Annotated in this window: 24 protein-coding genes; 4 read left to right on the top strand and 20 right to left on the bottom strand. The window is 40.6% G+C overall.

Features of this window, described 5'->3' with window-relative positions; translation table 11 throughout:
* Nucleotides 1-157: 157 nt before the first annotated feature.
* The 3 genes from NSQ11_RS08980 to yneA form a co-directional block, all read right to left on the bottom strand.
* Entirely contained in the window at nucleotides 158-388 is a 231-nt protein-coding gene (locus NSQ11_RS08980; RefSeq protein WP_008343816.1) for a DUF896 domain-containing protein, read from the bottom strand.
* A 69-nt stretch (nucleotides 389-457) separates the two neighbouring features.
* Complete coding sequence (locus NSQ11_RS08975) at nucleotides 458-1,105, bottom strand: recombinase family protein (RefSeq protein ID WP_017359583.1); 648 nt, start codon at nucleotides 1,103-1,105, stop codon at nucleotides 458-460.
* A 17-nt stretch (nucleotides 1,106-1,122) separates the two neighbouring features.
* Nucleotides 1,123-1,434, bottom strand: a complete 312-nt coding sequence (gene yneA / locus NSQ11_RS08970) for a cell division suppressor protein YneA (RefSeq protein ID WP_007499348.1) — start codon at nucleotides 1,432-1,434, stop codon at nucleotides 1,123-1,125.
* A gap of 159 nt (nucleotides 1,435-1,593) precedes the next feature.
* Between yneA and lexA the strand changes: the two genes are divergently transcribed.
* Entirely contained in the window at nucleotides 1,594-2,214 is a 621-nt protein-coding gene (gene lexA / locus NSQ11_RS08965; protein WP_342501339.1) for a transcriptional repressor LexA, read from the top strand.
* A 47-nt stretch (nucleotides 2,215-2,261) separates the two neighbouring features.
* Here the strand turns inward: lexA and NSQ11_RS08960 are convergent, their stop codons facing one another.
* Nucleotides 2,262-2,705, bottom strand: a complete 444-nt coding sequence (locus NSQ11_RS08960; RefSeq protein ID WP_008343821.1) for a hypothetical protein — start codon at nucleotides 2,703-2,705, stop codon at nucleotides 2,262-2,264.
* A gap of 296 nt (nucleotides 2,706-3,001) precedes the next feature.
* Here NSQ11_RS08960 and NSQ11_RS08955 point away from each other — a divergent pair, with 296 nt between their 5' ends.
* The gene (locus NSQ11_RS08955) at nucleotides 3,002-3,544 is read left to right on the top strand and encodes an IseA DL-endopeptidase inhibitor family protein (protein ID WP_017359584.1); all 543 of its coding nucleotides are present in this window, start codon (nucleotides 3,002-3,004) and stop codon (nucleotides 3,542-3,544) included.
* A gap of 32 nt (nucleotides 3,545-3,576) precedes the next feature.
* Here the strand turns inward: NSQ11_RS08955 and NSQ11_RS08950 are convergent, their stop codons facing one another.
* From NSQ11_RS08950 to NSQ11_RS08915, 8 genes are all read right to left on the bottom strand, one after another.
* Nucleotides 3,577-4,425, bottom strand: a complete 849-nt coding sequence (locus tag NSQ11_RS08950) for an STAS domain-containing protein (RefSeq protein ID WP_017359585.1) — start codon at nucleotides 4,423-4,425, stop codon at nucleotides 3,577-3,579.
* 143 nt (nucleotides 4,426-4,568) lie between these two features.
* On the bottom strand, nucleotides 4,569-4,949 hold the full coding sequence (locus NSQ11_RS08945) for a NucA/NucB deoxyribonuclease domain-containing protein (protein WP_224559893.1): 381 nt from the start codon (nucleotides 4,947-4,949) through the stop codon (nucleotides 4,569-4,571).
* Nucleotides 4,950-5,176: 227 nt separating this feature from the next.
* Nucleotides 5,177-7,171 carry a glycosyltransferase family 39 protein gene (locus NSQ11_RS08940; RefSeq protein ID WP_048001485.1) on the bottom strand — a complete coding sequence of 665 codons (1,995 nt, stop codon included), beginning with the start codon at nucleotides 7,169-7,171 and terminating at the stop codon, nucleotides 5,177-5,179.
* A gap of 146 nt (nucleotides 7,172-7,317) precedes the next feature.
* Nucleotides 7,318-8,226 (bottom strand): trypsin-like serine protease, encoded by a 909-nt coding sequence (locus NSQ11_RS08935; RefSeq protein ID WP_048001486.1) that lies wholly within the window; start codon nucleotides 8,224-8,226, stop codon nucleotides 7,318-7,320.
* Between the two features lie 244 nt (nucleotides 8,227-8,470).
* Nucleotides 8,471-11,614 (bottom strand): bifunctional cytochrome P450/NADPH--P450 reductase, encoded by a 3,144-nt coding sequence (locus tag NSQ11_RS08930; protein ID WP_342501338.1) that lies wholly within the window; start codon nucleotides 11,612-11,614, stop codon nucleotides 8,471-8,473.
* 21 nt (nucleotides 11,615-11,635) lie between these two features.
* Complete coding sequence (locus NSQ11_RS08925) at nucleotides 11,636-12,217, bottom strand: TetR/AcrR family transcriptional regulator (protein WP_017359589.1); 582 nt, start codon at nucleotides 12,215-12,217, stop codon at nucleotides 11,636-11,638.
* 228 nt (nucleotides 12,218-12,445) lie between these two features.
* On the bottom strand, nucleotides 12,446-13,156 hold the full coding sequence (locus tag NSQ11_RS08920) for a DUF421 domain-containing protein (protein WP_017359590.1): 711 nt from the start codon (nucleotides 13,154-13,156) through the stop codon (nucleotides 12,446-12,448).
* 64 nt (nucleotides 13,157-13,220) lie between these two features.
* A complete protein-coding gene (locus NSQ11_RS08915; RefSeq protein WP_342501337.1) occupies nucleotides 13,221-15,437 on the bottom strand; it encodes an RNA ligase in 2,217 nt (738 codons plus the stop codon).
* Nucleotides 15,438-15,544: 107 nt separating this feature from the next.
* On the opposite strand from NSQ11_RS08915, the gene NSQ11_RS08910 reads away from it, so the two are divergent.
* Nucleotides 15,545-15,700: a hypothetical protein gene (locus tag NSQ11_RS08910; protein ID WP_282901001.1), complete on the top strand. Its 156-nt coding sequence runs from the start codon at nucleotides 15,545-15,547 to the stop codon at nucleotides 15,698-15,700.
* A gap of 49 nt (nucleotides 15,701-15,749) precedes the next feature.
* On the opposite strand, the gene NSQ11_RS08905 is transcribed toward NSQ11_RS08910, so the two are convergent.
* The 7 genes from NSQ11_RS08905 to NSQ11_RS08875 form a co-directional block, all read right to left on the bottom strand.
* A complete protein-coding gene (locus tag NSQ11_RS08905) occupies nucleotides 15,750-16,658 on the bottom strand; it encodes a DMT family transporter (RefSeq protein WP_048001489.1) in 909 nt (302 codons plus the stop codon).
* Nucleotides 16,659-16,988: 330 nt separating this feature from the next.
* Entirely contained in the window at nucleotides 16,989-17,711 is a 723-nt protein-coding gene (locus NSQ11_RS08900) for a lactate utilization protein C (RefSeq protein ID WP_008343937.1), read from the bottom strand.
* Nucleotides 17,708-19,132, bottom strand: a complete 1,425-nt coding sequence (locus tag NSQ11_RS08895; RefSeq protein WP_144716654.1) for a LutB/LldF family L-lactate oxidation iron-sulfur protein — start codon at nucleotides 19,130-19,132, stop codon at nucleotides 17,708-17,710. The genes NSQ11_RS08900 and NSQ11_RS08895 overlap by 4 nt, the downstream gene beginning before the upstream one ends.
* A 21-nt stretch (nucleotides 19,133-19,153) precedes the next feature.
* Complete coding sequence (locus tag NSQ11_RS08890) at nucleotides 19,154-19,870, bottom strand: (Fe-S)-binding protein (protein WP_342501336.1); 717 nt, start codon at nucleotides 19,868-19,870, stop codon at nucleotides 19,154-19,156.
* A 189-nt stretch (nucleotides 19,871-20,059) separates the two neighbouring features.
* Nucleotides 20,060-20,911, bottom strand: a complete 852-nt coding sequence (locus NSQ11_RS08885) for an SDR family oxidoreductase (protein ID WP_342501335.1) — start codon at nucleotides 20,909-20,911, stop codon at nucleotides 20,060-20,062.
* A 135-nt stretch (nucleotides 20,912-21,046) separates the two neighbouring features.
* The gene (locus NSQ11_RS08880) at nucleotides 21,047-21,460 is read right to left on the bottom strand and encodes an Rrf2 family transcriptional regulator (protein ID WP_017367312.1); all 414 of its coding nucleotides are present in this window, start codon (nucleotides 21,458-21,460) and stop codon (nucleotides 21,047-21,049) included.
* Nucleotides 21,461-21,508: 48 nt separating this feature from the next.
* Nucleotides 21,509-21,982, bottom strand: a complete 474-nt coding sequence (locus NSQ11_RS08875; RefSeq protein ID WP_129548295.1) for a VOC family protein — start codon at nucleotides 21,980-21,982, stop codon at nucleotides 21,509-21,511.
* A gap of 159 nt (nucleotides 21,983-22,141) precedes the next feature.
* Between NSQ11_RS08875 and NSQ11_RS08870 the strand changes: the two genes are divergently transcribed.
* On the top strand, nucleotides 22,142-22,585 hold the full coding sequence (locus NSQ11_RS08870; protein WP_007499382.1) for a DUF2188 domain-containing protein: 444 nt from the start codon (nucleotides 22,142-22,144) through the stop codon (nucleotides 22,583-22,585).
* A 28-nt stretch (nucleotides 22,586-22,613) separates the two neighbouring features.
* Here NSQ11_RS08870 and NSQ11_RS08865 read toward each other — a convergent pair whose 3' ends face one another.
* Nucleotides 22,614-23,462, bottom strand: coding sequence for a Ku protein (locus tag NSQ11_RS08865; RefSeq protein ID WP_007499384.1), 849 nt, complete (start codon nucleotides 23,460-23,462; stop codon nucleotides 22,614-22,616).
* Between the last annotated feature and the right edge of the window lie 99 nt (nucleotides 23,463-23,561).

The following is a 23,561-nucleotide window of genomic DNA, read 5'->3' as shown; positions in this document are numbered from 1 at the left end:
TTATCATAAATCTACTGTCCTTTTTTCACAACTATTTCACGCCGAAAAAGAAGGATTTTGTCACATTTAGTTTATCGATCACCTAAAAACTTATGCAAATATGAAAAAAGATGAGAATATTCCTCCCATCTTTTCAAAAATCAAGAAATGATGACCTTTAATGAAGATTCTGGTCTCTTTCTCTTTTTAATTTTTCTGGTGTGACATCGTTTCCTTCTGGATCGACGATTTTCACGGTTTTGAGTGTATTTTTCATAGAAGAACGAAAAGCCTTTAAATATTCCTCTCTTAATTGCTTCTGTTCTGTTTTCTCAGCGTCCGACAAACCGGCCTCTTTCGACTTTTTTGAAAGCTCATTGATTCTTGCAAGCTGTTCTTTAGAAATCATGACAAACTCCTTTAAAACATTTTCTCTACATACTACTAAATATCAGTCATTTTTACAACAAATCACGCTTTAAGTCGCAAGCCCTTTTTCATATTCTTGGTACCTTCTATGGACGGTTGCTTTTGAAATGTCAAAACCAAGTGCCTGCAATGTCACTGCAATTTCAGCGAATGTCATGTTGTTTTTTCTTAATCGAACAATTTCAGAAATCGGTACTTCAATACGTTCGCGGCCGGGCGCCTGTTCTTGGTGTTTTAAATTTAGTTCGGGTTGATACCCTCGCTCAACAGCTTTTTTCATCCCACGCTTAATTTTTAAATTATGAATTTTCCGCTGATACTCTTCTACAACGCCTACAATTTCAATGACCATTTCATCTGCTTCTGAAAGCTCAAGCTCTCCTCTATGAAATACGCTGTACACCTTGACTTTTTCTTTAAACAGACAATGAAGAAGAGCGATTTTCGCCTGCCCTCTTCCAAGGCGTGTCTCATCTTGAATGAGAACAGCATCGATTTCTTCCTCTTTCAGCGCAGCCAGCATGTCAAAAACACCGTCACGATCAAGATCGTAACCACTCGCTTTTTCTTTAATCACTTTGACTACATTCATCTTGTGCGCTGCAGCTAAAGCAAGCAGTTCTTCTTCTTGTCTTTTAAGCGAGGTTTCTTGCTCTTCTTTGGCAGTACTTACTCTCGCATAAATGATTGCATTCATGTCTTCAATCGACCTTTCTACTGTACTGTTGCAAGTTGATATACGACTGGATGCTCTTTTTTAACTGGAATCACAAGGATATCTCCCGGCTGGATGTCAGTTGAAGCGAGATCATTGTGTTCAGTTACCCAGTCAATAAAAGCATTTTTATCGATTGATTTACTGTCGTTTACTTGATCAGCTAATCCCCAAAGAGTATCACCTGATTGAACCTCTATTTTAACATATTGATTTGGATCATTATGGCTAGTGACTGCAATAAGTGAGAGAAATATGCCAACGATGAATGAGAATAGCCCAATAAAAATAATAGATTCCTTTAACCTCATAATGTCATCTCTCCTAATAGAATGTGTGTTCGTTCTTTCTGACACTCATTATAAATACGAACAAACGTTTCTGTCAAACGTTTTTTTCGAACCTATGTTTGTACTGTTAGGAAAAACATGCTATAATTTCTTTAAAATTGACGTTTTGAGGTGCAAAAGATGACGAAGCTATCAAAAAGACAACTCGATATCCTGAAATTCATAAAAGAAGAAGTAAAAAGCAAGGGTTACCCCCCATCCGTTCGTGAAATTGGCGAAGCTGTCGGTCTAGCATCAAGTTCAACTGTCCATGGACATTTAGCTAGACTAGAAACGAAAGGTTTAATTAGAAGAGACCCGACGAAACCTAGAGCGATCGAAGTACTAGATGAAGAGGAAATGAATATTCCAAAGAGCGCTGTAATGAATGTTCCAGTCATCGGAAAAGTCACAGCAGGCTTGCCTATCACGGCTGTTGAGAATGTAGAAGAATATTTCCCACTTCCAGAAACTTTTGCAGCGCCAGATGAACAAGTATTTATGCTTGAAATTATGGGAGAAAGTATGATTGATGCAGGTATTTTGGACAAAGACTACGTCATTGTGCGTCAGCAAAGCACTGCCAACAATGGAGATATTGTGGTGGCTATGACAGAAGAAGATGAAGCAACAGTGAAACGTTTTTATAAGGAAGATACACACTTTAGATTACAGCCCGATAATCCATCAATGGAACCGATTATTTTACAGAATGTGAGTATACTAGGTAAAGTGATTGGCGTATTTAGAAATATTCATTAAAAAAAGCCGGTATTTCATCAATTGCTGATGAGAGCCGGCTTTTTCTTTTATGAACAAGAATATGCAAGAATACTGGAGCTTGGGAACGAGCCAAATGTAAAGTTCGGCCATATAAAACCCGTTGTACGGCCAAAAGGCTGCGAGGAAAGAACATACATGAGAAATACTTGACCGTTTCTAAGGAACACAATGGTCCACCTTCTATTACATCCAGCTGCAAATTGAACCGTTTGCTGGCTTCCGCCTACACTCTGCCCTGCAATGAGCGGCTGCATACTTTGAGGCTGAGAAACTGCTTGTTGATATTGCGAGATGATATGCTGCGGCGGGGCTGGCGGGACCGACTGTCCTCCTGCACCTTGCCCTTGCCCAGTCCCTCCGAATGGCAAGCCGGGAAATCCTCCAACTTGAGAAATAGGAAACGCTGGCATGCTTTGTACCTGCCGATCGTACAAGTATCCATTCCACGTACCTTCATATGGATTATACATACTAAACACCACTTTCTTAGACATTCATCACGACAGTATATGTCATACATAAAAAAAGAGTGTTGAGGAGACAAATAGAAATCTTTCCAAAAGACGTTTTATTCTCCTTTAGAACGGTTAAATACTAATGAGGAAGAAAAAAATAAAAAAATGAAAACTTTTTGTCTCCCTCAAACGTTATATAGATAGAAAGAAAAGAAATAAAAAACATTTAGATTTAATACTTGTAATATCTCTGTAACTATTGTAACATTTGTAACATAAGAAGTTTTCATTGAGAAAAGGAGGCAATCGCCTTGAAAAAATTATTTGTTTTATTAACCGCTATTATGCTTATGATCTCATTACAAACAACAACACTGGCCGCTTCCAAAAAATCAGCCGCTTTGACAAATAAAGAAGCGTTACATATTGCCCTTGATGCAAGAGAACACTTTTGGAGTGCGATGTCAGGCTACAACATTAAAGAGCATTCAGATTACAAATTAAAATCATTTACTTATAAAGATATGACTTACAACTACCTGTCTAAAACATTTGACACAAAGAAAAAACTAAACAGCTATCTATCTCAAGTTTTCACAAAAGATGCCATTACTCACGGTTTAAAAGACTATCAGTTCATCGTTCATAAAGGAAAAATGGCTGTGCCAGTTGGTGACGGAGACAATATGCTTAATTGGGATAAGGCAACACCTAAACTCGTCTCTAAGAAAAGTACAATCCGCACATACGAATTCACAGTTCCAACACTTGATGGACGCAAAGTAAAACGTACTGTCACTTTCGAGAAAGTACAAAACGAGTGGAAAGTAACAAAAATTGACGCTGTGATCTAAATAAAAACCAGGCCGTTCACTAGGCCTGGTTTTTATATGGATGAAAATTCAGTCATACGATCTAAAGCGTGAGCAAGTGATGAAGCCGTTTGAAATTCATTAAAAGGAAGTCCAAGCTGTACAGCCGTTTGAGCAATTTCTGGTCTAATGCCTGAAATGGTCGTATCAACCCCAATTAATCGAAGTGACGTGACAAGATCAAAGATTTGATGTGCTACCATCGTATCAATGATGACGACACCTGATAAATCAATACATAAATGTTGAACACCTTTTTGCGAACACTGTTTTAATGTATTTTCTAAGATAATCTTTGCTCGCGCAGTGTCAATATCTCCAACTAAAGGCAATAAGGCAACATGACTTTTTAACACAATGACTGGGGAACTCAGCTCATAAATCATGTCTCTTTGTGCAACGAGTTTTTTGGTGGTATTTTTCACATATTGCTGAATAAAGACATGAATTGAAATGTTAAATGCCTCAGATATCAAATCATACCAATAAAATATTCGGTCAATGTCAATATCACCTTGATGCTGTTTTATAAACTCTTTTAAGTAATGAAGAACCACTCTTTGATTGGACATATATTCTCTCACGACGTAATCTAATGGTGTGTTCAAGTGCTTCGGATCACTTGCTAAGTCTTCAGACCATTTTTTAAATTTCGTATGTAAATACGTCTTGTCTTCAATAAGTGCGCGGATAAAATGCTGATAATAATCTTGATTTTGCCGTTTTAGCTCTGCTATGATGCTGGAATCTGTTGAACGATAAATGGATTCTGGATCATCATCCTCAATTGATTCATACCATGTTTCAGTCAGTTTCTCTGCATGTTGCATGAAAAAATCGTATAATGCACGGTTCTTTTCCATAAGCATATGTCCCTTCACATTTTCTACTTGTCAGTCTTTGTACCTGATGGATTGATTGTACCACTGAATCTTTTGTACCTGCTAGCTCGAATACGCTCCTGTTGAACAAAAAAAGCCCCCCTCAAGGAGCCTCTTGTCTATGTTTATTTGACAATAAATAAAATTCGTTTCCCGTCAGGATACCCGCTGATTTGATGCCCGACCCATGAACCAGCGCCTCTATTATCTGATGGACTGACATATTGAACGCTCGCCCCCTTTCCTCCTTCAAGACACACTGCCATCGGCCATTCATCCCGGTCAAAACCAGGTTTTGTGGGAATTCCTTTTAATGATTCTTGCCTGCGGGCATCTGCCCCATTTCGGTCAATGGTACACACATCTGAGTGCCCTTTTCGAATAGCTTCTTGAATATGACTGCCTGTTTCAGGATACCGTTCCTTAGGAAATTGAATCACATGATCATAACGATCTGCCCCTTTTGCGGAACGATCCTCTCCAAAACCACCTAATAACGCACCCATCCAAATGACAAAACAAAGAACGACAGCAGCGATCCAGCCTTTTCTCATCTTCAAAAGCTCGTGACCTCCTCATACTTTTGATGAAATGATGTTGACTTGAAGGAAATGAGTCATTTTTAATGTATGAGTGGCTGCGTGATGACATGTGAAAAACATGAGCTGAATCTGCCTAGCAAAAGATTCATAAGAAAAAGCGAATGATTTCTTCATCATTCGCCTTGTTCTACTTAAGATATTTCATCTACTCTATATAATATTTCATTTTGCGAAGACATCTCGGACGGCATCCCTTCTTCAGCTGATGAGGATTGTTTATATTCTTCTGATGAGATGACTGTACCATGTGATTTAATCCAGCTCACCAATTTGCTGTTAGCTGATGACTGATTGTCTGGTAATAAAAAGTATTTCACCTTTCCTTGTTGAATAAGTGCTTTTAATTTATTGACAGTCAAAATAGGATCTGTCCCATTAAAACCGCCTAAGGCCATGACATTCTCATCTTCATCAATAATATATGGCGCTGCGGTAACAGTCGTAAGCGTTGCAAATAAATACGTTTCTCCTGTTTGATGCGCCTTTAAATAAGTGAGTAAGCCTTGATCGACACTAGATGTAAACATGTTCCCTCCTCGTGAACTAGCCAGCTGTACACCTGCCTCTGGAAGAACAGCATTTCCACCATAGATGATTGGGGTGGCGGACCAAAAACCTGGAATCAGTAACAGCGTTGTCAAAGCGGTGATGAGCAGTCGTTTCATGATCAATTGTTTTTCTCTGTACATCAGCAATAGGATAGCGATAATCATCCCTGCAATCGCAATGGCATACATCCAAATACTACTGATTTGAGTCGTATAGTTACTCAAAATATACCCTTGGAAGATGGCTGTAACAGCGATTGCTGCTGGAAGCAAATACGCAGATACTCCTTTGTTGGCCTTAAATAAATCTCCCATCTTCTTAGCTCCTATGCCGCATAGTGCTGCAATAGGCGGGGCAAGCATAATGAGATAGTAATGGTGAAAGAAACCCGCAATACTAAAGAATCCGGCAGCAGGAATCAGCCATGCTGTCCAAAACATCGTTTGTTTCCATTCATTTAATTGAGCTTTTCTCTCCTTCCACCAGCTGATGATCATCCCTAAAAGTCCAAACAAAGCAAACGGCAGCATCCAGCTGATTTGACCTGACAATGCAGATTGAAATAAACGAAATATACCGGGATTCCCAGTGCCATACATATTCATGCTTTGTTGACCTACAGCACTTCCAGGCGGAGAACCACCACCTGGACCATGTTGAGGTGGCATCATTTGATTTTGGGATGGCGGCGGCTGATTTCTGTTTGACTGATCCTCTGACGAATCGCCTAATCCAGAATTGTCTGGCATCACCATACCTGCTTGCTGGTTCATGTCACCAAAGGATTTCCCTGTCGTCTGACCAAGCAGCCGTTCCGTGCCGTTATACCCAAAGGCAAGTTCTAACACTGAATTTGTTTGACTGCTTCCCACATAAGGGCGCTCACTTTCAGCTGTCATATCTACAGCAACTGCCCATGATAGAGATAAGCAGGCTAATACAACGATCGAGCATAAGAGAGAGAAAATTTTCTTTTTTAACGGTACGCGAGCAGCAATAAAATAGTAGAAAATAAATGCTGGAACGACCATAAACGCTTGCAGCATCTTCATATTAAATCCTACCGCTACCAAAGCGAAGGCCATAAGAAGCCAGCGCATCTTCCCGCTTTTTACAGCACGCATCAAGAAATACGTACCCGCAAGTAATGTGAAGACGAGCATACTGTCTATATTGTTTGTTCTGCTCACAGCTGCGGCAATTGGTGTGAGAGCCATAACGGCCGCTGACACCCTTGCAGCACCTTGACCGAAAGCCGGTTTTATCATGAGATAAAGAAGAAGAACAGATCCCACTCCAGCAAGTGCCTGCGGCAATATCACACTCCATGTATGAAAGCCAAAAATAAGTGCACTGATGGTTTGAATCCAAAAAACGACGGGTGGTTTATCAATTGATACGAATCCAGCTGCATCAAATGAGGCATAAAAAAAGTGATGGAAGCTTTTGGACATACTTTTGACTGCAGCTAAATAATATTGATTGGCACTGTCATTCTGCCAAATTTGATAAGTGTAGAGAAAAGCTGCAATCAATAAAATCAACAACAATATCATATCTATTTTTTTATTTTTCACTCATATCTCTTCTTTCTTTTTCATTTATTTCATTCAGCATAGCTTTTAAATATGAAATAGTGATGAACAAAAAAAGAAACTTTTCTGCAATTGACGATAAAAAAAGCCTGTGCCCTGTAAAGGAAACAAGCTGAATGCCCTATTTTTTATTGCGCCTTCGCATAGTTGATAAATTCAACAAAAGCAGCAGTCGCTTTTGGTCCGCCGTTGATCGTTCCGTTTGAATAACCCGCATTATGGACCCCGACGATTTGTTGGTTCTGATCTAGCATCGCAGAGCCAGAGTTTCCGCTAAATGTATCGATCGTATAGTATGCGAGATTCGTATCTTCTCTCGTGACTGGACCTGACATTTCCCATTGTGACACTTTGCCAGTCGATCTCATTTTATCACCTGGATATCCAGAAATTTTAATCGTTGTACCTGTTAGACTTGTCACTTGACGAATAGAGCGGTAGCCGACCGTATTTCCAATGTTCGTATCTGTTTTAATGACGGCAAAATCATATTGACTCGCCCCCGTGTTGATATATCCGCTTGGTACATAGAATTCGGTCATGTTTGCTGAGCCGTTCACAGCCGTGCTGTCATTCATGCCTGGGTAGACAGACCCTTTTGCACTATAGCTTCTTGTGGCTGTATTGTAGACGCAGTGTCCGTTTGTCAATATTTTGTTTGGAGCAATGAGTGTTCCTGTGCAGCTAGATCCACCAAATGTAATATAGGCAATAGAATTATAGGGTGCTACTCTTGTATTCGTCACTTTTGTTCTACCATCGTCTCCAATGACTACTTTTGTTTGAAAGTCTTTTAAATATTTTGTGAGTGGTTTTACTTTTTCGCCAATAGTAGAAGAGAGATCATCCACTTTGTCAAAGGATGAGGGGGTTTTCATATCGTTGTGGAAGTCAGCTGAAGAAATCACCTTTCCGTCAGAAGTCACCATGTCATAATCAGACGTAAGTACTGAATCAGATGCTGCATGGGCAAAACTAGGCACACTTAAAGCACCAAAAACGAGTAGAGAAGGGATTAATTTTTTCACCTTTTTCATCATATTCCTCCTTTATGTCCTATATCAAAAATGATACGATTGTTTCATATTGGAGTAAATGAGAGAATATTCTTATTTTTTACAAAATATTTCATTTGTAAATTAGGTGTTTCGTATCTTCCAAATATTTATTCTAGCGATCTCTCTATGAAAAAAGAAAAACCGCCATTTTGGCGGTTTCAAGATTGTTGACGAAGGGCTAAAAAGTGATTTATTTTAGCCCTTTGTCTTCTTTTCAACATGATCAGCTCCATACATCTTTTACATATCTGTTGTCATTGGCTAAAGATGTCAGCCATTGTTCAGCTGTTTCTTTCGCACACTGTTTCTCAGTCTGATACAGTTCAATAAGTGTTGCCTCGACATCTGGTGCCATGACCTTTCCATCCCCGCAAATATACAGGTAGGCGCCTTTGTCGAGCAATTCAATGAGCTTGGCTCCATCATTTTTAATGAAGTGCTGGACATACACTTTTTGCTCCTCGTAGCGAGAGTAAGCACGGTGGATGGTGACGGCTCCTTTTTCTTGTGCAAGCTGCATTTCGTCATAATACAGATCATCTTCATGCGGGTGGCGGCAGCCAAAATAAAGATGGGCTTCACCTAACGACTTCCCTTCATTTTGCCAAGCTTCCCTTGCCTGAATGAACCCTCTAAACGGGGCGATACCTGTTCCTGGTCCAATCATGATCATTGGTATTTCAGGAGAAGGCGGCATTTCGAATCCTGCTTGAGCTTCATGAAGGAAGCAGGCCACTTCATCTCCTTCTTGCAGTCCGCATAAATAGTTTGATGCGACGCCTGCATATTCACCGCGTCCGCTCCATGATTTTCCTTTCACAACAGCTACTGTGATACTAAGCCTCTTTTCATCTACCTTTGGCGAACTGGAGATCGAGTAATAACGAGGCTTCAATCCTGGTAAAAGGGCTAAGAAATGATCAAATGGCAGTTCACATGCTTCGTACTGTTCTAGTAAATCAAGCATGGTCACACGCTTCTTTAATACAGCTTCTTGATAAATGTCTCCCGCCATTTGTTCAAGTTCAATACGATGAGGTGGGCATACCGTATATTTTGCAAGATCTCTTAGCTGAGTACGTGTCACAGGCTCTTGCAACTCTACATGTGACCCCAACAATTCTTCGACTTGAATTGGCTGATTTAATGGTAAATGACTTGCTTCTTTTTCCGAAGAGAGTATCATGTGCTGCTTGGGATCCAGCTTAAAACGATCGGTCACTCGCTGAACGAGTGTTGCACTATTTTTTGGCACGATTCCGATATGATCTCCTTCTTTATAATGCTTGCCTTCAGGTAATTGAAGTTCGATATGCCTTGTTTGGCGGGTACTTTTTTCAGATTGTAATTCTTGATTTTTCAATACAACAGCTGAAAAGGCACCGTATGTTTTAGCTACAGGACGTTCCACTAGCTCATTCGTATATACAATGGATAGGTTTGGCTTTTCTTGGCGTTTCTCCTGCAAGGTTAAATTGAATTCTTTTGCAAGCTCATCGAAGACTGTCTTCTGGAATGTTTCTTTATCTTCATCCATATCACCGCCCGCATCGCCTTCACCAATATCCGTTACACGCTTCGCCCCTTTTCTTTCAAGTGCTTCATCAATCAGACGAGGAATACGCTGATACGTGCTCGCCCAATTTCGATCCCCGCACCCAAAGACTGCAAATGTCACGTTTGATAGATCCTGCTCCTCATCCTGCGTCACCCAATCCACAAACTGTTTCGCATGGTCAGGCGGATGACCATTGTATGAAGCCGTTACAATTAAAACTGCGCCTGACTCTGGTAACTTTCGAGTATAATCATCAAGCGGTGCCGTTGTCACGTCAAACCCTTTTGCTTTTCCGTCTTCAGCAAATTCGTTTGCCATCTGCTTTGCTGTGCCCAGATTTGATCCGTACAAGACCAATAGCGGTGTTCCATGACTCGCTATTTTTGCTTCAGCAGATGCCGTGCTTTTTGTTGGTTCTTCTTTCGGAGGCGCCATAAAGAATTGCTGCTTTCTTGGCCGTACTTTGATTTTAAAATCATTCGGCTTAATCGTCAGGGATTCTTTTAAATCCAGTTCATACGACGTATGGTCAATCAGTTCAAGGTTGTGCAGAACCATCGCCAGAACCATCGTGGCTTCATGAAGGGCAAATTGCATCCCAATACATGCACGCTGGCCATTTCCGAATGGTTTATAGGCATGCTGTGGAATCTTTTCAGGATGCATAAAACGTTCAGGCTTGAATTCTTCTGCATCCTCCCCCCAAACCGCTTGATCCCGATGTATTTTAGGAAGTAGCACACTGACACTTTGGTTTTTTTTGATCGGATATTTCCCTCCAATGACTGTATCCTCTTTCGCATAAAGAGAGAACGTAGGCGCCGTCGGCCAGAGGCGAAGTGCTTCATTTAAGACCATACGCGTATAACTTAGTTTTTGAACCTGCTTAAATGTCGGCAGTCCGCCTTGTAGCACGTCGTCTGCTTCTTGTACGGCTTTTTTTAATTTGTCTGGATTCTTTAGTAAAAAATAAATCGCAAATGACAACAATCCACTTGTTGTTTCATGACCTGCTATTAAGAAGGTAATGATTTGATAACGGATATTTTCATCTGACAGGCGTTCACCTGTTTCAGGATCCTTTGCATGTAGCATGAGAGAAAGTAAATCATTGCCCGTTTTATCTTGTTTTTTCCGTTCTTGAATAATGTCATCTACTAATTGCTTCATAAATTCAACATCTTGTTCAAATTCTTTTCTTCTTTTGATCATTAATTTATCTGCGACCGGCAATCTACTTGCTTGATCCATCGCTTCATTTAAGCCATTCAGCATGCTTTCAATAAATGGATGCTGATTTTCTTTGTAAAAGCTGTTAAATCGAAAATCAAAACCGCATAGCCCGATCGTATCTAAAGTGAGCTTTGTCATATCCTCTGCTACTTCAATTTCTTCATCACGGCCCGTTCTTTGCCATTTTTGTACAAGCTGTGTGGCAATATCGAGCATCATCTCATGATAGCCTTTCATGGCCTGCTGGCTAAACGCCGGCATCAAGATGTGATGAGCCTTTCTCCAATTCGGCTCTTCTGTCCAACTTGTAAATAACCCATCCCCTGAAAATGTTCTCACTTTATTGAGACTGCTTCCAATGAATTTATCAAAACGCCTCTCATCAAATACTTCTTTGGCAAGTTCATGGCTGGAAACAAAAATACTTGTTGCTTTTGAAAATTCAAACTGAAAGATCGGCCCTAATTCATCTGCCAGCCGCCAAAAGGTTTGAGAAAGCTCTCCTTTTTTGATATGAGGAATATTTTTTAAAGGTCCGTATGTTTTTGGTTTTGGAATGATTGATATTTGTTGCATGTGCCCACTCCCTTTATTTCTTTATGATGCAACGCTAATGGCACGCCATAAGCATTGCTCAATATCTTCTAAAAATTCAATCGTTGGTTCAATTTCCTCTGCTAGAATCTGTTTATGAAGCTGAACGAACGCTCCAAATACAATGGATAAAATTGTTCTCCCTGAAAGATTTGGATGAATTCCATCCTTTTTGCCTTCTTCAAAAATATGAAATAGCTCATTTAATAGCTGCTGCATCTTCTCTTTACTTTTCTCATCTAAATAGTGTGAGCGTTTGTCAATTTCTAAGAAGTACAGACCACTTGGATTCTCTTTTGTAAAGAGCACTAAGCAATAAAAGACATGTTTGAAATAAGCCCTAATGCTTGCTTTAGGGTCTGGACTGTTTGTATTCACCTTGTCGATAAATGCAGTCAGACTTCGCTGGTATAAAATGTTCACAAGAGCTTCTTTACTATCAAAATAACGATAAATGGTTCCTGCTCCAACATTGGCTCTTTTCGAAATCATCGGCATCGTTGTACCGTCAAAACCCCGTTCAATAAATAAGTCCAGAGAAGCCTTCATAATCTGCTCCTGTTTATCAGTAGTTGCTGCGGGCATTTCATCCTCTCCTTTCGTTTTATCAGGAATGAATGTTCATTCCGCTTGATGTATATTATATTAATATTTTAAATTCTTCTATTTATACTTAAACATACTTATTTTTCTCCGTCACTACATTTTCTGAAAATAATAATAATTGAGAAATGATACCTAGATAGATGACATCCAAACGACTTATAAATATTGGCAGTTCTGTGACGCGCGGGTGTCGTCTGAACTATATGTTCATTCTTGGTCAATTGGAGAATGGATGTGATCGTCATATGTATCAATATATAAACTGCCATTACTTGAACGAACCGCATAAACAATGTCTTTTAAAGACAGCTGCCTTTTTTGAATTTCTTCATAGATCCACTGCTCCGTTAATTGGTTTTCATGAAGGTTTTTCAAAATGAGCTTTCCGTCCATAATGACTTCAATGGGCATGTAACGCTCTGCCTGCATCCACAGGTTAAGATCTTTTCGCGTGACATAATCAAATGAAGGGTATTTTTTCACTGACATATGCCCATCTGTTTCAATCATTGCAAATTCAACTTCACTAATGTCAAACACATTCTTTTCTCTGAGCTGTTGATTTAAATAATCAAGTGTATACCTCATTCCTTTCATATTCTCTTCAAGGATTTTGCCATTTTGAATCACAAGCGTTGGTTTACCGGCCATAAAACCTCTCACCTTCCGGCTTCTTAAAGCAAGTAAAGAAATCACATAAATAATGATCACAAGTGTCACAAAAGAAATGGTTGTGTGATGAAGCGGAAGCGTAGTATTAAACGCCAAGTTCGCCGCAATTGAACCTAGACTGATCGCCGCAATGAAATCAAAAATATTCATTTGTGCAATGGTTTGCTTTCCAAGAAGACGGGCACCGCCGAATAAAATAGCAAAAGCAAATATGGTTCGAAGTATGACTTCAATATGATCTGGCATTTCAGCTTCCACCTTTCGATTTCATGAAAAAAAGCCTTTTCTCTAGAAAAGACTCTTTGTTAGACTATGCATTTATTCCGTCATTATTCAAATGGCCCGCTTCCGTTTGCTCAAATTGTGAACGCAGCTCAATGATTGAGCTGTTTCTCACGTTTACTGGATCTTGCTCGAGTAGCCATGTATAAAATCTTGCTTGCTCTGCTGTTTGCAAAGCCTGCATATATTTTTGGGTGGAGCGCTTATCTGCAACACGCTGTTTAATGGATCGCATTTGCTTCCAAAATTGATAATAAGGAAGCTTTAACTTGGTCATAAAGCCGCTATTATCCTCAATGACATAGCCTTCTTCTTTGATTGTGTCATCATGTAATACAGATTGATACCATTTATAGAAAGAGGTCCAATCATGAAACACTGCCACTTGCTGTTTGCACCGCATGCCAAGCTGTTCACTGAGCCTTTTCACTTCAGCAAATGGTTCTTTTTGATAGCTCAGCTGACGCTTCACGATATCAAGTAAAATGAGTTGATCATGATCATATGTGATAATATGCGGGTCTTTCTCTGGCAAAATGACTTCAAATACAAGGGATACATGGTTGTCGCGTACGTATGATTTGATGTAGTCGACCTGCACATCGTCAAAGGTCGCATAAAATAGCTCTTCGACCCAAGCAGCATGCTGATTTTGCTTCACATGTGACGTATACGATTTGGACGTAAACACCAGCTCATCTTTTATGTCGTTAAACCCAACCGTGCCTAAGTATCCATTTGCTTTATCATAGACCGTCACAGGAAATTGAAGATGATTCACTAAATGCTGCATTCTTGTTTCAGGACGTTCATCAATATTAAAGAACTTATTATAACTTCTAGACACAATCTGCTTTGAAGTCATATTGATAAACAACCCTCTTGCTTTGACATTTATTTCATCCCATTGTCTTTCACTAAATGCTTTTTTGGTGAAATTAAAAGATGAAATATCGTGTGGCAGCTTTAATTCTTGTACATATTCATGCTGATCTAAATGGGCTAAAAAATCACCCAGCGTCACATTGGGCTGAACAAAGACCGGTTGCTTGTTTTCAGAAGCTCTGTAGACAGGATTGTCAATTTCATGTGTCTCAATCCCGCCTGCTGTAATTTTTAACACACGCAACTGTCCACCAAATTCAACCTGACCTTCGAGGTTATAAGATCTTTCCGCCGCTTGGATAGGCAGTCTATATAAATTGCGATGACCGTGAATTTGAATGATATCTAATCCAGAAGTATTTTGCACAAATAAGTGGTCAATGTCATCTGAATATTCACCTACTCCGTGAATAAGCTGCTGCGTTGAGACATGCAGAAGCTCTTCTGGCAAATGGGCAAGCCCACCATGGGTGACAAGAAATGTCTGACCATGATACGTAAAATAGGTGAGCTGATGAAATGTTCTGACAAACTTCCTTAATTCTTTTAGGTCAAAACCTGCTTCCGCAATTTCAGGCGCAGTATGACGGTTAAACATATTACTTCTCACTTTTTCTTCATGTGCATATTTGTAAAGATGCTGATCATGATTTCCTTCAATGACGATCACATTGCGGCATTCTCTATGTGCCAGCATCCATTCTAAAACTTCCTTGTTTTCTATTCCTCTATCAAGCAAATCACCTGCAAAGATATAAAGCTCGTTTTCTTTCAAGTCTCCTTGCAAATAAGTATTTAGAGCTGTGTAACAGCCGTGAATATCACCGAAGACGTGAATGGCTTCATACTGATCAAAAGACCTGGGCTGATACGTCATAATGACTGGATATTCCTCAGGCGTCAAAACGGTTACCCATGAAGGCACCTTCTCTGTCTTTAACCGTTCATTCATTTGATATAACACAGATTCCTTCACTACTTTGTGCGGCTCTCGACCGCGATTTTGCAGCAGGGCTGTTTCAAGAGGCACTTGCGTAAAATCGACGACATACACTCTATAGCGGTATGAAGTAGCTAATGATTTATACTGCGAAATGGACTTACTTGTGACATGTGTTGCATCAATGACAGTAAAGTCTCCTCGTTCCATTCGGGCTGTGAGGAGTTCAAATAATAAAGACCAGACTTTATGATCATGTTTGCTTGAAATTTCCGGTTTCCCATTGACTGATAACTGCGGAGGCTGGGTTAACAGACGGATCTGATCCGCTGATAATGTATATGGTTCTAAGCCTTGTTCTTTGATCCAAGTTGATTTACCTGCACCTGGGAGACCTCGTAAAAGGACTAAAGTTCTCATAATGGTTCTCCTTTAATGAGTGATATTTTACCTATTATAGATAAATTATGGATAAATCTCAATCTTTTATTGATGATGGTAATATATAGATATAAGGAGGGTTACACATGCCTAATGAAGCGAATACTGCATTCAACATTGGGGATATCGTATTTCAAGTATTTTCTCTTCTATTCATTGCATTGATCGTGACCATCGTTGTCATCGCGATTCGAATGATAAGAAGAAAACAAGTGGAATTGAAGAAAGTCGAGGCTAGATGAAACAAAGTAATTGAAAAAAATCATTTAAAAGAGTAAAAAAATCCGGGAGTTAACCGGATTCTTTTGTTTTCATCACGATCCCTTGTCGCTGCTGCATCAAAAAGAAAAAGACACCTAAAAGAACAAGAAGACCACCGAACATTTGTAGCAGCGTGACTTTCTCTCCAAGCAGTAAAACAGCGAGTATCGTTGCCCCAACAGGTTCTCCTAGAATACTCATTGAAATAGTTGTCGCATTCACATAGGTTAACAGCCAGTTGTTAATGACATGGGACATGGTAGGGATAATGGCGAGCAGTAAGAAAATCCCCCATTCTTTACCCGAATAGCCTACAAAAGGCGTTTGCTGTATAAGGTTAAATAAAATTAAAAAAAGGCCGGCAAAACCAAATACACAAAAACTATAAATCCAATGAGATATCTTTCTCACAGCTTGTTGACCGATTAATAAATAACAAACAACAGCGATTACACTGAAAAAGGATAAAATGTCTCCTATAATGGCGTCTTGGCTATGTCCGATATCCCCCCATCCGATCATGAGCGCACCAACAATCGCCGCACACATTGTGAAAATGGCTGACTTCGTTGTTCGTTCACGAAAAATGAGAAATCCGCCTAATAATGACACCATCGGCTGAAGTGCAATGATGATTGTAGAGCTCGCCACTGTGGTGAGCTTCAATGAGCCGAACCACAAAACAAAATGGAGCCCTAAAAAGAAACCTGACATACATAAGAAAAACCAGTCTCTCCGCTTTAACGAGACAAACTCTTTTTGACGCGGCAGAATAAACGGAAGCATCAAAACCGCCGCAAATATCATTCGATACATACTTAAAATAGCAGCAGGCGCACTTGACCACTTCACAATAATGGCCGAAAACGAAATCGCAATGATGGAGATCACAAGCGGCACCGCAATCGACTTCTTTGGAGCATTTGTCTTCATTTCCATTAGCAGCTTCCTTTACATCAGCAGTAGATGAGCTTCTCATCTTGTATGACGTCATCTTACTATGACCATTCGCCTAGAGGCAAGATGAATTTTAAGAATGTTTACATAAAAAAAGCTTTCTTCACGAAAGCCCCAGATTGTTGACAAAGGGCTAAAATGAACTTGATTTTAGCCCTTTGTCTTCTTTTCAGCGTGATAGAAAACCTTTGCAGTCCTAGGAAGGATGAGCATCGGCGCGGAGCGAATTTAACATTCGTGAGCACCGAAGCGCAGGACTGACACCGAATGCGAGGGTTTGCCTACACGCTGAAGCTTTCTTCACGAAAGCCCTCATTCATCATCTATTAATACATACACAGCCCGCACCGGCCCATGAACACCAACGACTAAATTCATTTCAATATCGGCAGAATTACTTGGACCTGATATAAAATGAATGGCGCCTTTCGTCTGCTCTCCTTCTTCTACTAGGCGATGAAGAGCTGAAACAGCATGAATCATCCGCGGGACAATTGTGCTTTTTTCAATACATACGATATACATCATCGGTAAAAAATGAAGTGCTCTCCCTTGACCTTGATGGGAGGAAAGAACAACGGTTCCGGATTCTGCAAGTGTGTAATCGCTGAATACCACTGCATATTTCGCTTGTTCTGCCCGCCTTATATTTTCTTCTCTTGATGTATCTGCATTCCAGCTAGTGACTGAGATTCCTTCTTTCCGCAAGGCTTGAAACATAGGATGACATTCATATTGTGCAAAACGTCTATCGCTCGAAGTCATCACAGGACCTTCTCCATACTCTTTCATCAATAATCGTAACGTTGAGGGTGCTTCTTTTGGCGTTGTTTCTACCACTTTCGTATGAATTTGCTGACATTGCACCTTCAATTGCTCTACCAATTCTTCTTTCGACAGACCTTCATTTGTTTCCCAATTGACTCGATGCTTCCAAACCGGACGCCGAATAGATGCAGGCTTGGAGGAGCTTTTGCCTAATTGTTGCTGGATATGTGCTAAAAATGGATCCCGATGAGAAATGGTTCCTTTCATTGTCGCTCCTCCTTTTGTTTCTTTTTAAACCAATCCCGAAACCTTTCTTTGCTTGGCGCTGGGAGGTCACGAATTTCTGTCCAATTCTTTAAAGGACCCGCACCTTTTGAAATCTGTCCGTTTGAAGCCATACGTTTCAAGAGCACAGGGGCTGCTTTTGTTCCAAATCGATACATTCTAGGAGTGGATGCGCCCATTCCGAACATTTTCATTGCCATCATTTCCGCTTTAGGCGCTCTCCCCTCTTTTTCAACGATGACTTGTCGATGTTTGATTAATAATTCGTGAAGTGGAATTTTCACTGGACAAGCATCTGTACAGGCTGCGCACAAACTTGAGGCGAAAGGAAGCTCTTGGTAGTCGTCATATCCTCCAAGTAGCGGCGAAAGAACAGCACCAATCGGACCCGGGTAAATTGATCCGTACGAATGACCGCCAACATGCCGATAAACGGGGCACACATTGATACAGGCTGCACACCGAATACATTGCAAAACTGGCTGAAATTCTGTCCCTAATATGTTTGACCGTCCGTTATCCACAATGACCAAATGGAACTCTTCTGGCCCATCAACTTCTTCTTCTCCTTTTGGCCCCACGACAGAGATATAGCTTGTTAACTTTTGACCTACTGCGCTTCTGCACAATAGACCGACAAGGACATCGAGCTCCTCCATCGTTGGTACAAGCCGCTCCATCCCCATGACTGCGATATGTGTCTTTGGAATACACGTGACAAGATCCGCATTCCCTTCATTCGTCACAAGACAAATCGATCCTGTGTCAGCCACAGCAAAGTTACAGCCCGTCACACCAATATCTGCTTCAAGAAATTTTTCTCGTAACAAAGCTCTTACAAATTTGGTCATTTCTTCAGGAGTCTCTGACATATCATATCCAAGCTTTTCGTGAAAAACTTCCCGTATTTGTTCTTTCGTCATATGAAGGGCTGGTGCCACGATATGTGAAGGTGGTTCATGGTCATCAACTTGAAGAATATATTCTCCAAGATCGCTTTCAACTACCTCGCAGCCAATCTCTTCTAGCGCTTGATTCATTTCAATTTCTTCTGTGACCATTGATTTTGATTTCACGATCTTTTTTGCTGTTTTTTTTTGTGCGACATCTTGAATGTACGCCGATGCCTCTTCCTTTGTTTTTGCAAAAAACACATGACCTCCACGTCTGCTCACGCTCTCACTTAATTGATATAAGTAGTCATCAAGGTGGGCAAGTGTATGCTGCCTAATGTCCTCTCCAAGTTCACGCCACTTTTCCCAGTTTCCAAGCTCTTCACTTGCAGTCATCCGTCTTTTATACAGACGCTCTTGTGCAGAGGAAACAGCTACTCTCATCACAGCGTCTTCTAATCCTTCGCCGATCCGCTCTTTAAAAGCCTTCTCTCCAATTTTCATACTCATGTGCCGTTCCCCCTCTTAGCTTCAGCGGCTATTCAACACTTCTGCGATATGCATCACTTTGACTGGCTTATGAAGACGATTCAGCCTTCCCCCGATATTCAGCAGACATCCACAGTCAGCACCAATGATATATTCAGCGCCTGTCCCCTCTATGCTTTGTACTTTTTCATCGACCATCTGCTCAGAAATGGGTGTCATTTTGATTGAAAAAGTTCCTCCAAATCCGCAGCAATTTTCAGCGCGAGGCAATGGTTCCATCACCAAATCTTTGACATTTGACAACAGTGTGAAAGGTGCTTCCTTAATTCTAAGCAGTCTCGTCATATGGCAGGAGGTATGATAGGTGGCTTTTCCTTTCAATCTCGCACCTACATCTGTTACATGTAATATATCAACAATAAATTCCGTTAATTCATATGTTTTCGCAGCAAGTGCCTGAGCACGGGCGAACCACGCTCGGTCTTCTTTAAAAAGGTGCGGATATTCTAAAAACATGGCCTTACAAGAACCTGATGGTGTGACGACATATTCAGCTGATTCAAAGGCTTTCATCATATTTTTGGCCGCTTTGATTGTTTCTTTTGTATAACCGCTGTTAAAGGCGGGCTGCCCGCAGCACACTTGTGCTTCAGGGAATTCCACTTCAACACCAAGCCGCTCTAATACCTCAACAGTCGCCTTTCCTACATGTGGCTGCATCGTGTCAATGATACAGGTGACAAATAAACTGACTCTCATCGGCGAACTTCCTTTCTTTTACTGCACCTTGATTTATGTCTGGTCATCTGATGACTAAATAATGGACTTTCATTTCATTTTAATCCCAAATTTCTGAAATTTCAACGAACGGATTTGTCTAAAATTTGGACATCATGCTTGTGAAGGTACATGAAAAAAACGCCCTTTTTATAGGGCGTTTTTACATGTTTAGTTTGACATCATTTCTCGTATTCTATCTTCAATAGGTGTTAAAGAGCGGCCTAATAGTTTTTCGAAATCATGGCTTTCGACTGCTAATGCCCCATCGCGGATTCCGCTTTGCATCGCTTTGACAAATGGAACAGCTTCTTTCGGTACACCATTTGACGCTAAAAATTCTCCAAATGTATCTACATCCATGTGCTCTACTTTGATTTCTTTCCCGCTCACTTTGCTGACCATTTGTGCAAGTTCAGTGTGTGTGCGAAGCGGTCCTGACAATTCATAGATTTTCTGATCATGTGCCGGCAGTGTTAACGCATTTGCTGCTGCTTCTGCATAGTCATTTCTTGTTGCCCAGCCGACTTTACCTTCACCAATTGGGCTGATAAACGGCGCTCCGTTGACTGATGCCAGAATCGTATCTTTTTCATTTTCCACATACCAATTGTTTCTTAGAAAAACATGAGGTATGCCAGAGGCCAAAATTGCTTCTTCTGTTTTTGCATGGTCATGTGCTAGGTTAAGCTGACTTTCTCTTGCATTGACAACACTTGTATAAGCAATAAATGACACATTCGCTGCTTTCGCTGCTTGGATGGCATTGATATGCTGCTTCACGCGGTCTCCATCCCCAGACGAAATGATCAAAAGGCGATCAATCCCTTGAAACGCTGATTGAAGTGTATCCGGCTGTGTGAAGTCTCCCTTGCGCACATCCACCCCAGCTTCCTTTAGATGGACTGCTTTTTGCGGATCTCGAACACTGACCGCCAATTGTTCAGCTGGTACTTTTGCGAGCAAATGTTTGACGACGAGCGATCCAAGTTGTCCTGTTGCACCTGTCACTAATAATGTCATTGATTTGACCTCCTCATTTTTCGTTCAACGGTGATGTTTCATGTATGAAGCAGCTGGTTTCTTGCATCAGATCATTCGTTATAATCAAAATGGTTACAACGAAGGGGTAAAAAAAGCTCTATGTATGAGCTTTTTCTACTCTGCCTCGATTAATAATTGCTTAATTGTCACTTGTTTAAGGTGATGCTCAAGTGCGGACTGTGCTTCTTTAAGTTCTTGCCGCAGTCTCGTATCCATGGCTTGACCAATTGGACATGCAATGACTGGTTGATGAAAGCTAAATAACTCTTCATCTGCGCTTACATCCACAGCCCGGTACACATCTAGTAGAGTGATGTCCTCTGCCGGCCTTTTTAAGGAAGCACCGCCAACTCCTCGGCGAATCTCAATGAGATCCGCCTTTTTGAGCATAGCCATCATTTTTCTGATAATGACTGGATTTGAATTGACACTTTCTGCAATAAAATCCCCTGTGCACTCTTTTGAAACACCCGCAATAAAAGACAAGATATGAACAGCAATGGTATACCTGCTGCTAATTTGTTTCACATTCCTTCACCACCGTTGTAATCAATATAGTTACAATAAGCGGTTTTGTCAATCAATAAACGGATGTTTCTTTCTTTCCCAATCTTCAAATGTCATCATCTCATGATGTTCTCCTGCATCAATTTCAAGCGGTGCAATGCATTCAAGCAAATTGCCATCTGGGTCAAGAAAGTAAATGGCGGCATGAAATTGTGGCGGATTATCAAGAACTAAAGGCTGCTGCTCTTCCGAAAAACCAAACATCGGATGAATGCTGATCCCTTTTTCTATCAGCCATTCTTTGATCTGGTCAATGCTGGATGTTTCTATTTGGAAGGCGACATGTCGCGTCGCTGGATGATATGGAACAGTGGACATATCAACCTTCCAAAGGCCGAGCCAGCTCTTTCCTTTCTCAATCCACAAAAAGGCCACTCGTTCATTTTCATGAGCAAGTGTTAATTCCAATTTTTCATAAAAAGAAATGGATGCCTTCAAATCACTCACAGGTAAATGTGCTTCATACAAGCCTTTCATCATCATTTCAATCACTCCTTTACTATCTTCTATTGTGCAGGAATTGAAAACATTCTTCCTCAGCAAAACGATGTATTTCAACCAAGCCATTGGATTGAGATGGTTAAATGTTTGATCCATTGCATATGGGGGAAGGTGTTCAAATAAAAGAAAGGAGCGTTCAATATGCCTTGGACAATGGAAGATTATCCAGCTTCATTCCAATCACTAGACAAAGTCATTCGAAAAAAAGCACTTGAGATTGCCAACAAAATGGTGCAGGAAGGCTATGAAGAAGGTAGAGCGATTCCAATTGCGATCAATCAAGCGAAAGAGTGGAAAAAGAATGCGACGGAAAAAGAAATGGAGGACTTTCACTCTCATGGTTCTGTGACTCCTTCTAAGAAAAGCAGCTCTGCACGACCTGAGCTCATGGATCATGCGCAGCATGTCGTGAAACATGATGAAGGCTGGGCGGTTCAAACTGAAAAAGCGAAGCGTGCAAGTGAGGTAAAAGAAACGAAACAGGAAGCCATCGACCGCGCGAAAGAGATTTCATCTAAAAAAGGAACAGCAGTTGTCATCCACAGAACAGACGGGACGATTCAGGATGTGGTGAAGCCCAAATAAGACCGCCCTTTGGCGAGCGGTCTTTTCTTTATGCATTCTTTTCTTTTTTAGCGGGTGCTTTTCTTTTCTTAGGTGCTGCTTTTTTCGTTTTTTCTGGTTTTGATCGATCGATAGAAGCCTGCAAAGCGGCCATCAAATCAGTGACATTGGATGAAGCCTCTTTTTTACCTGTCGTTGCTGGTTGAACGGTATGTTCTCCAGAAATTTTGTCTCCAATGACATTCATCAGCTGCTCTCTGTATTCATCCCGATAAGCGGCTGGATCGAATGTGGTGGTCAGCTGCTCAATTAAAAGGAGTGCTGTATCTAACTCTTTCTTCACGATGTTTTCCTCTTGCGGGATATTGGGGACGTCTGATACTTGCCTAATTTCGTCAGGGAAATGAATGGTTTCCATTAGTAAAATATGTTCGTAGCACCTAACAATCGCTAATTGCTCCTTTGAGCGAATCATGATCTTGGCTACACCGATTTTCCCTGATTCTTGCAACGCTTTTCTTAATAATGAATAAGCCTTTGCTCCGCCGGTATCTGGAGATAGAAAATAACTTCTTTCATAATAGATGGGGTCGATTTCTTCTATCTTCACAAAATCAATAATTTCGACGGCTTTTTCTTCATTTTCTTTTCTCAGCCTTTCGAGTTCTTCCTCATCCAATTCAATGAATTTATTTTTGGCATACTCGTACGCTTTTACAATTTGCTCTGGCGCTACCTCCTCGCCGCAGTTAGCACAAACCTTTTTGTAGTTAATCGGCGTATGGCATTCTTTATGAAGCTGTCTTAATTTAATATCTTTGTTTTCTGTAGCGGTAAACAGCTTGACTGGAATATTCACCAGTCCAAAGCTAATGCCGCCCTTCCATACTGTATGCATCGTAACGCCTCCGTTCTTTTCTCCTTACTATGTAATGTTTTCATCAGAGTTATGTATGTTTATGAAAATTTCATCCCACCATAAGAACACATGATGTAA

Origin of the sequence: Bacillus sp. FSL W7-1582 (genome assembly GCF_038593325.1) — a bacterium.
GTDB classification, from domain to species: Bacteria; Bacillota; Bacilli; order Bacillales; family Bacillaceae; genus Bacillus; species Bacillus altitudinis.
The sequence above is the reverse complement of the archived record's forward strand: the minus strand, read 5'-3'. Positions and strand labels throughout refer to the sequence as shown.

Bases quoted from the DNA above. Each gene is read 5' to 3' on its own strand.
- NSQ11_RS08950 (WP_017359585.1), bottom strand. From the start codon at position 4,425: ATGGAAAAGAACCGTGCATTATACGATTTTTTCATGCAACATGCAGAG.
- NSQ11_RS08870 (WP_007499382.1), top strand. From the start codon at position 22,142: ATGCCTTGGACAATGGAAGATTATCCAGCTTCATTCCAATCACTAGAC.
- NSQ11_RS08890 (WP_342501336.1), bottom strand. From the start codon at position 19,870: ATGAGAGTCAGTTTATTTGTCACCTGTATCATTGACACGATGCAGCCA.
- NSQ11_RS08910 (WP_282901001.1), top strand. From the start codon at position 15,545: ATGCCTAATGAAGCGAATACTGCATTCAACATTGGGGATATCGTATTT.
- NSQ11_RS08865 (WP_007499384.1), bottom strand. From the start codon at position 23,462: ATGCATACAGTATGGAAGGGCGGCATTAGCTTTGGACTGGTGAATATT.
- NSQ11_RS08930 (WP_342501338.1), bottom strand. From the start codon at position 11,614: ATGCAACAAATATCAATCATTCCAAAACCAAAAACATACGGACCTTTA.
- NSQ11_RS08875 (WP_129548295.1), bottom strand. From the start codon at position 21,982: ATGATGATGAAAGGCTTGTATGAAGCACATTTACCTGTGAGTGATTTG.
- NSQ11_RS08975 (WP_017359583.1), bottom strand. From the start codon at position 1,105: ATGAATGCAATCATTTATGCGAGAGTAAGTACTGCCAAAGAAGAGCAA.
- lexA (WP_342501339.1), top strand. From the start codon at position 1,594: ATGACGAAGCTATCAAAAAGACAACTCGATATCCTGAAATTCATAAAA.
- NSQ11_RS08905 (WP_048001489.1), bottom strand. From the start codon at position 16,658: ATGGAAATGAAGACAAATGCTCCAAAGAAGTCGATTGCGGTGCCGCTT.
- NSQ11_RS08885 (WP_342501335.1), bottom strand. From the start codon at position 20,911: ATGACATTATTAGTGACAGGTGCAACAGGACAACTTGGATCGCTCGTC.
- NSQ11_RS08980 (WP_008343816.1), bottom strand. From the start codon at position 388: ATGATTTCTAAAGAACAGCTTGCAAGAATCAATGAGCTTTCAAAAAAG.
- NSQ11_RS08900 (WP_008343937.1), bottom strand. From the start codon at position 17,711: ATGAAAGGAACCATTTCTCATCGGGATCCATTTTTAGCACATATCCAG.
- NSQ11_RS08915 (WP_342501337.1), bottom strand. From the start codon at position 15,437: ATGAGAACTTTAGTCCTTTTACGAGGTCTCCCAGGTGCAGGTAAATCA.
- yneA (WP_007499348.1), bottom strand. From the start codon at position 1,434: ATGAGGTTAAAGGAATCTATTATTTTTATTGGGCTATTCTCATTCATC.
- NSQ11_RS08925 (WP_017359589.1), bottom strand. From the start codon at position 12,217: ATGCCCGCAGCAACTACTGATAAACAGGAGCAGATTATGAAGGCTTCT.
- NSQ11_RS08935 (WP_048001486.1), bottom strand. From the start codon at position 8,226: ATGAAAAAGGTGAAAAAATTAATCCCTTCTCTACTCGTTTTTGGTGCT.
- NSQ11_RS08895 (WP_144716654.1), bottom strand. From the start codon at position 19,132: ATGAGTATGAAAATTGGAGAGAAGGCTTTTAAAGAGCGGATCGGCGAA.
- NSQ11_RS08945 (WP_224559893.1), bottom strand. From the start codon at position 4,949: ATGGGTGCGTTATTAGGTGGTTTTGGAGAGGATCGTTCCGCAAAAGGG.
- NSQ11_RS08960 (WP_008343821.1), bottom strand. From the start codon at position 2,705: ATGTATAATCCATATGAAGGTACGTGGAATGGATACTTGTACGATCGG.
- NSQ11_RS08920 (WP_017359590.1), bottom strand. From the start codon at position 13,156: ATGCCAGATCATATTGAAGTCATACTTCGAACCATATTTGCTTTTGCT.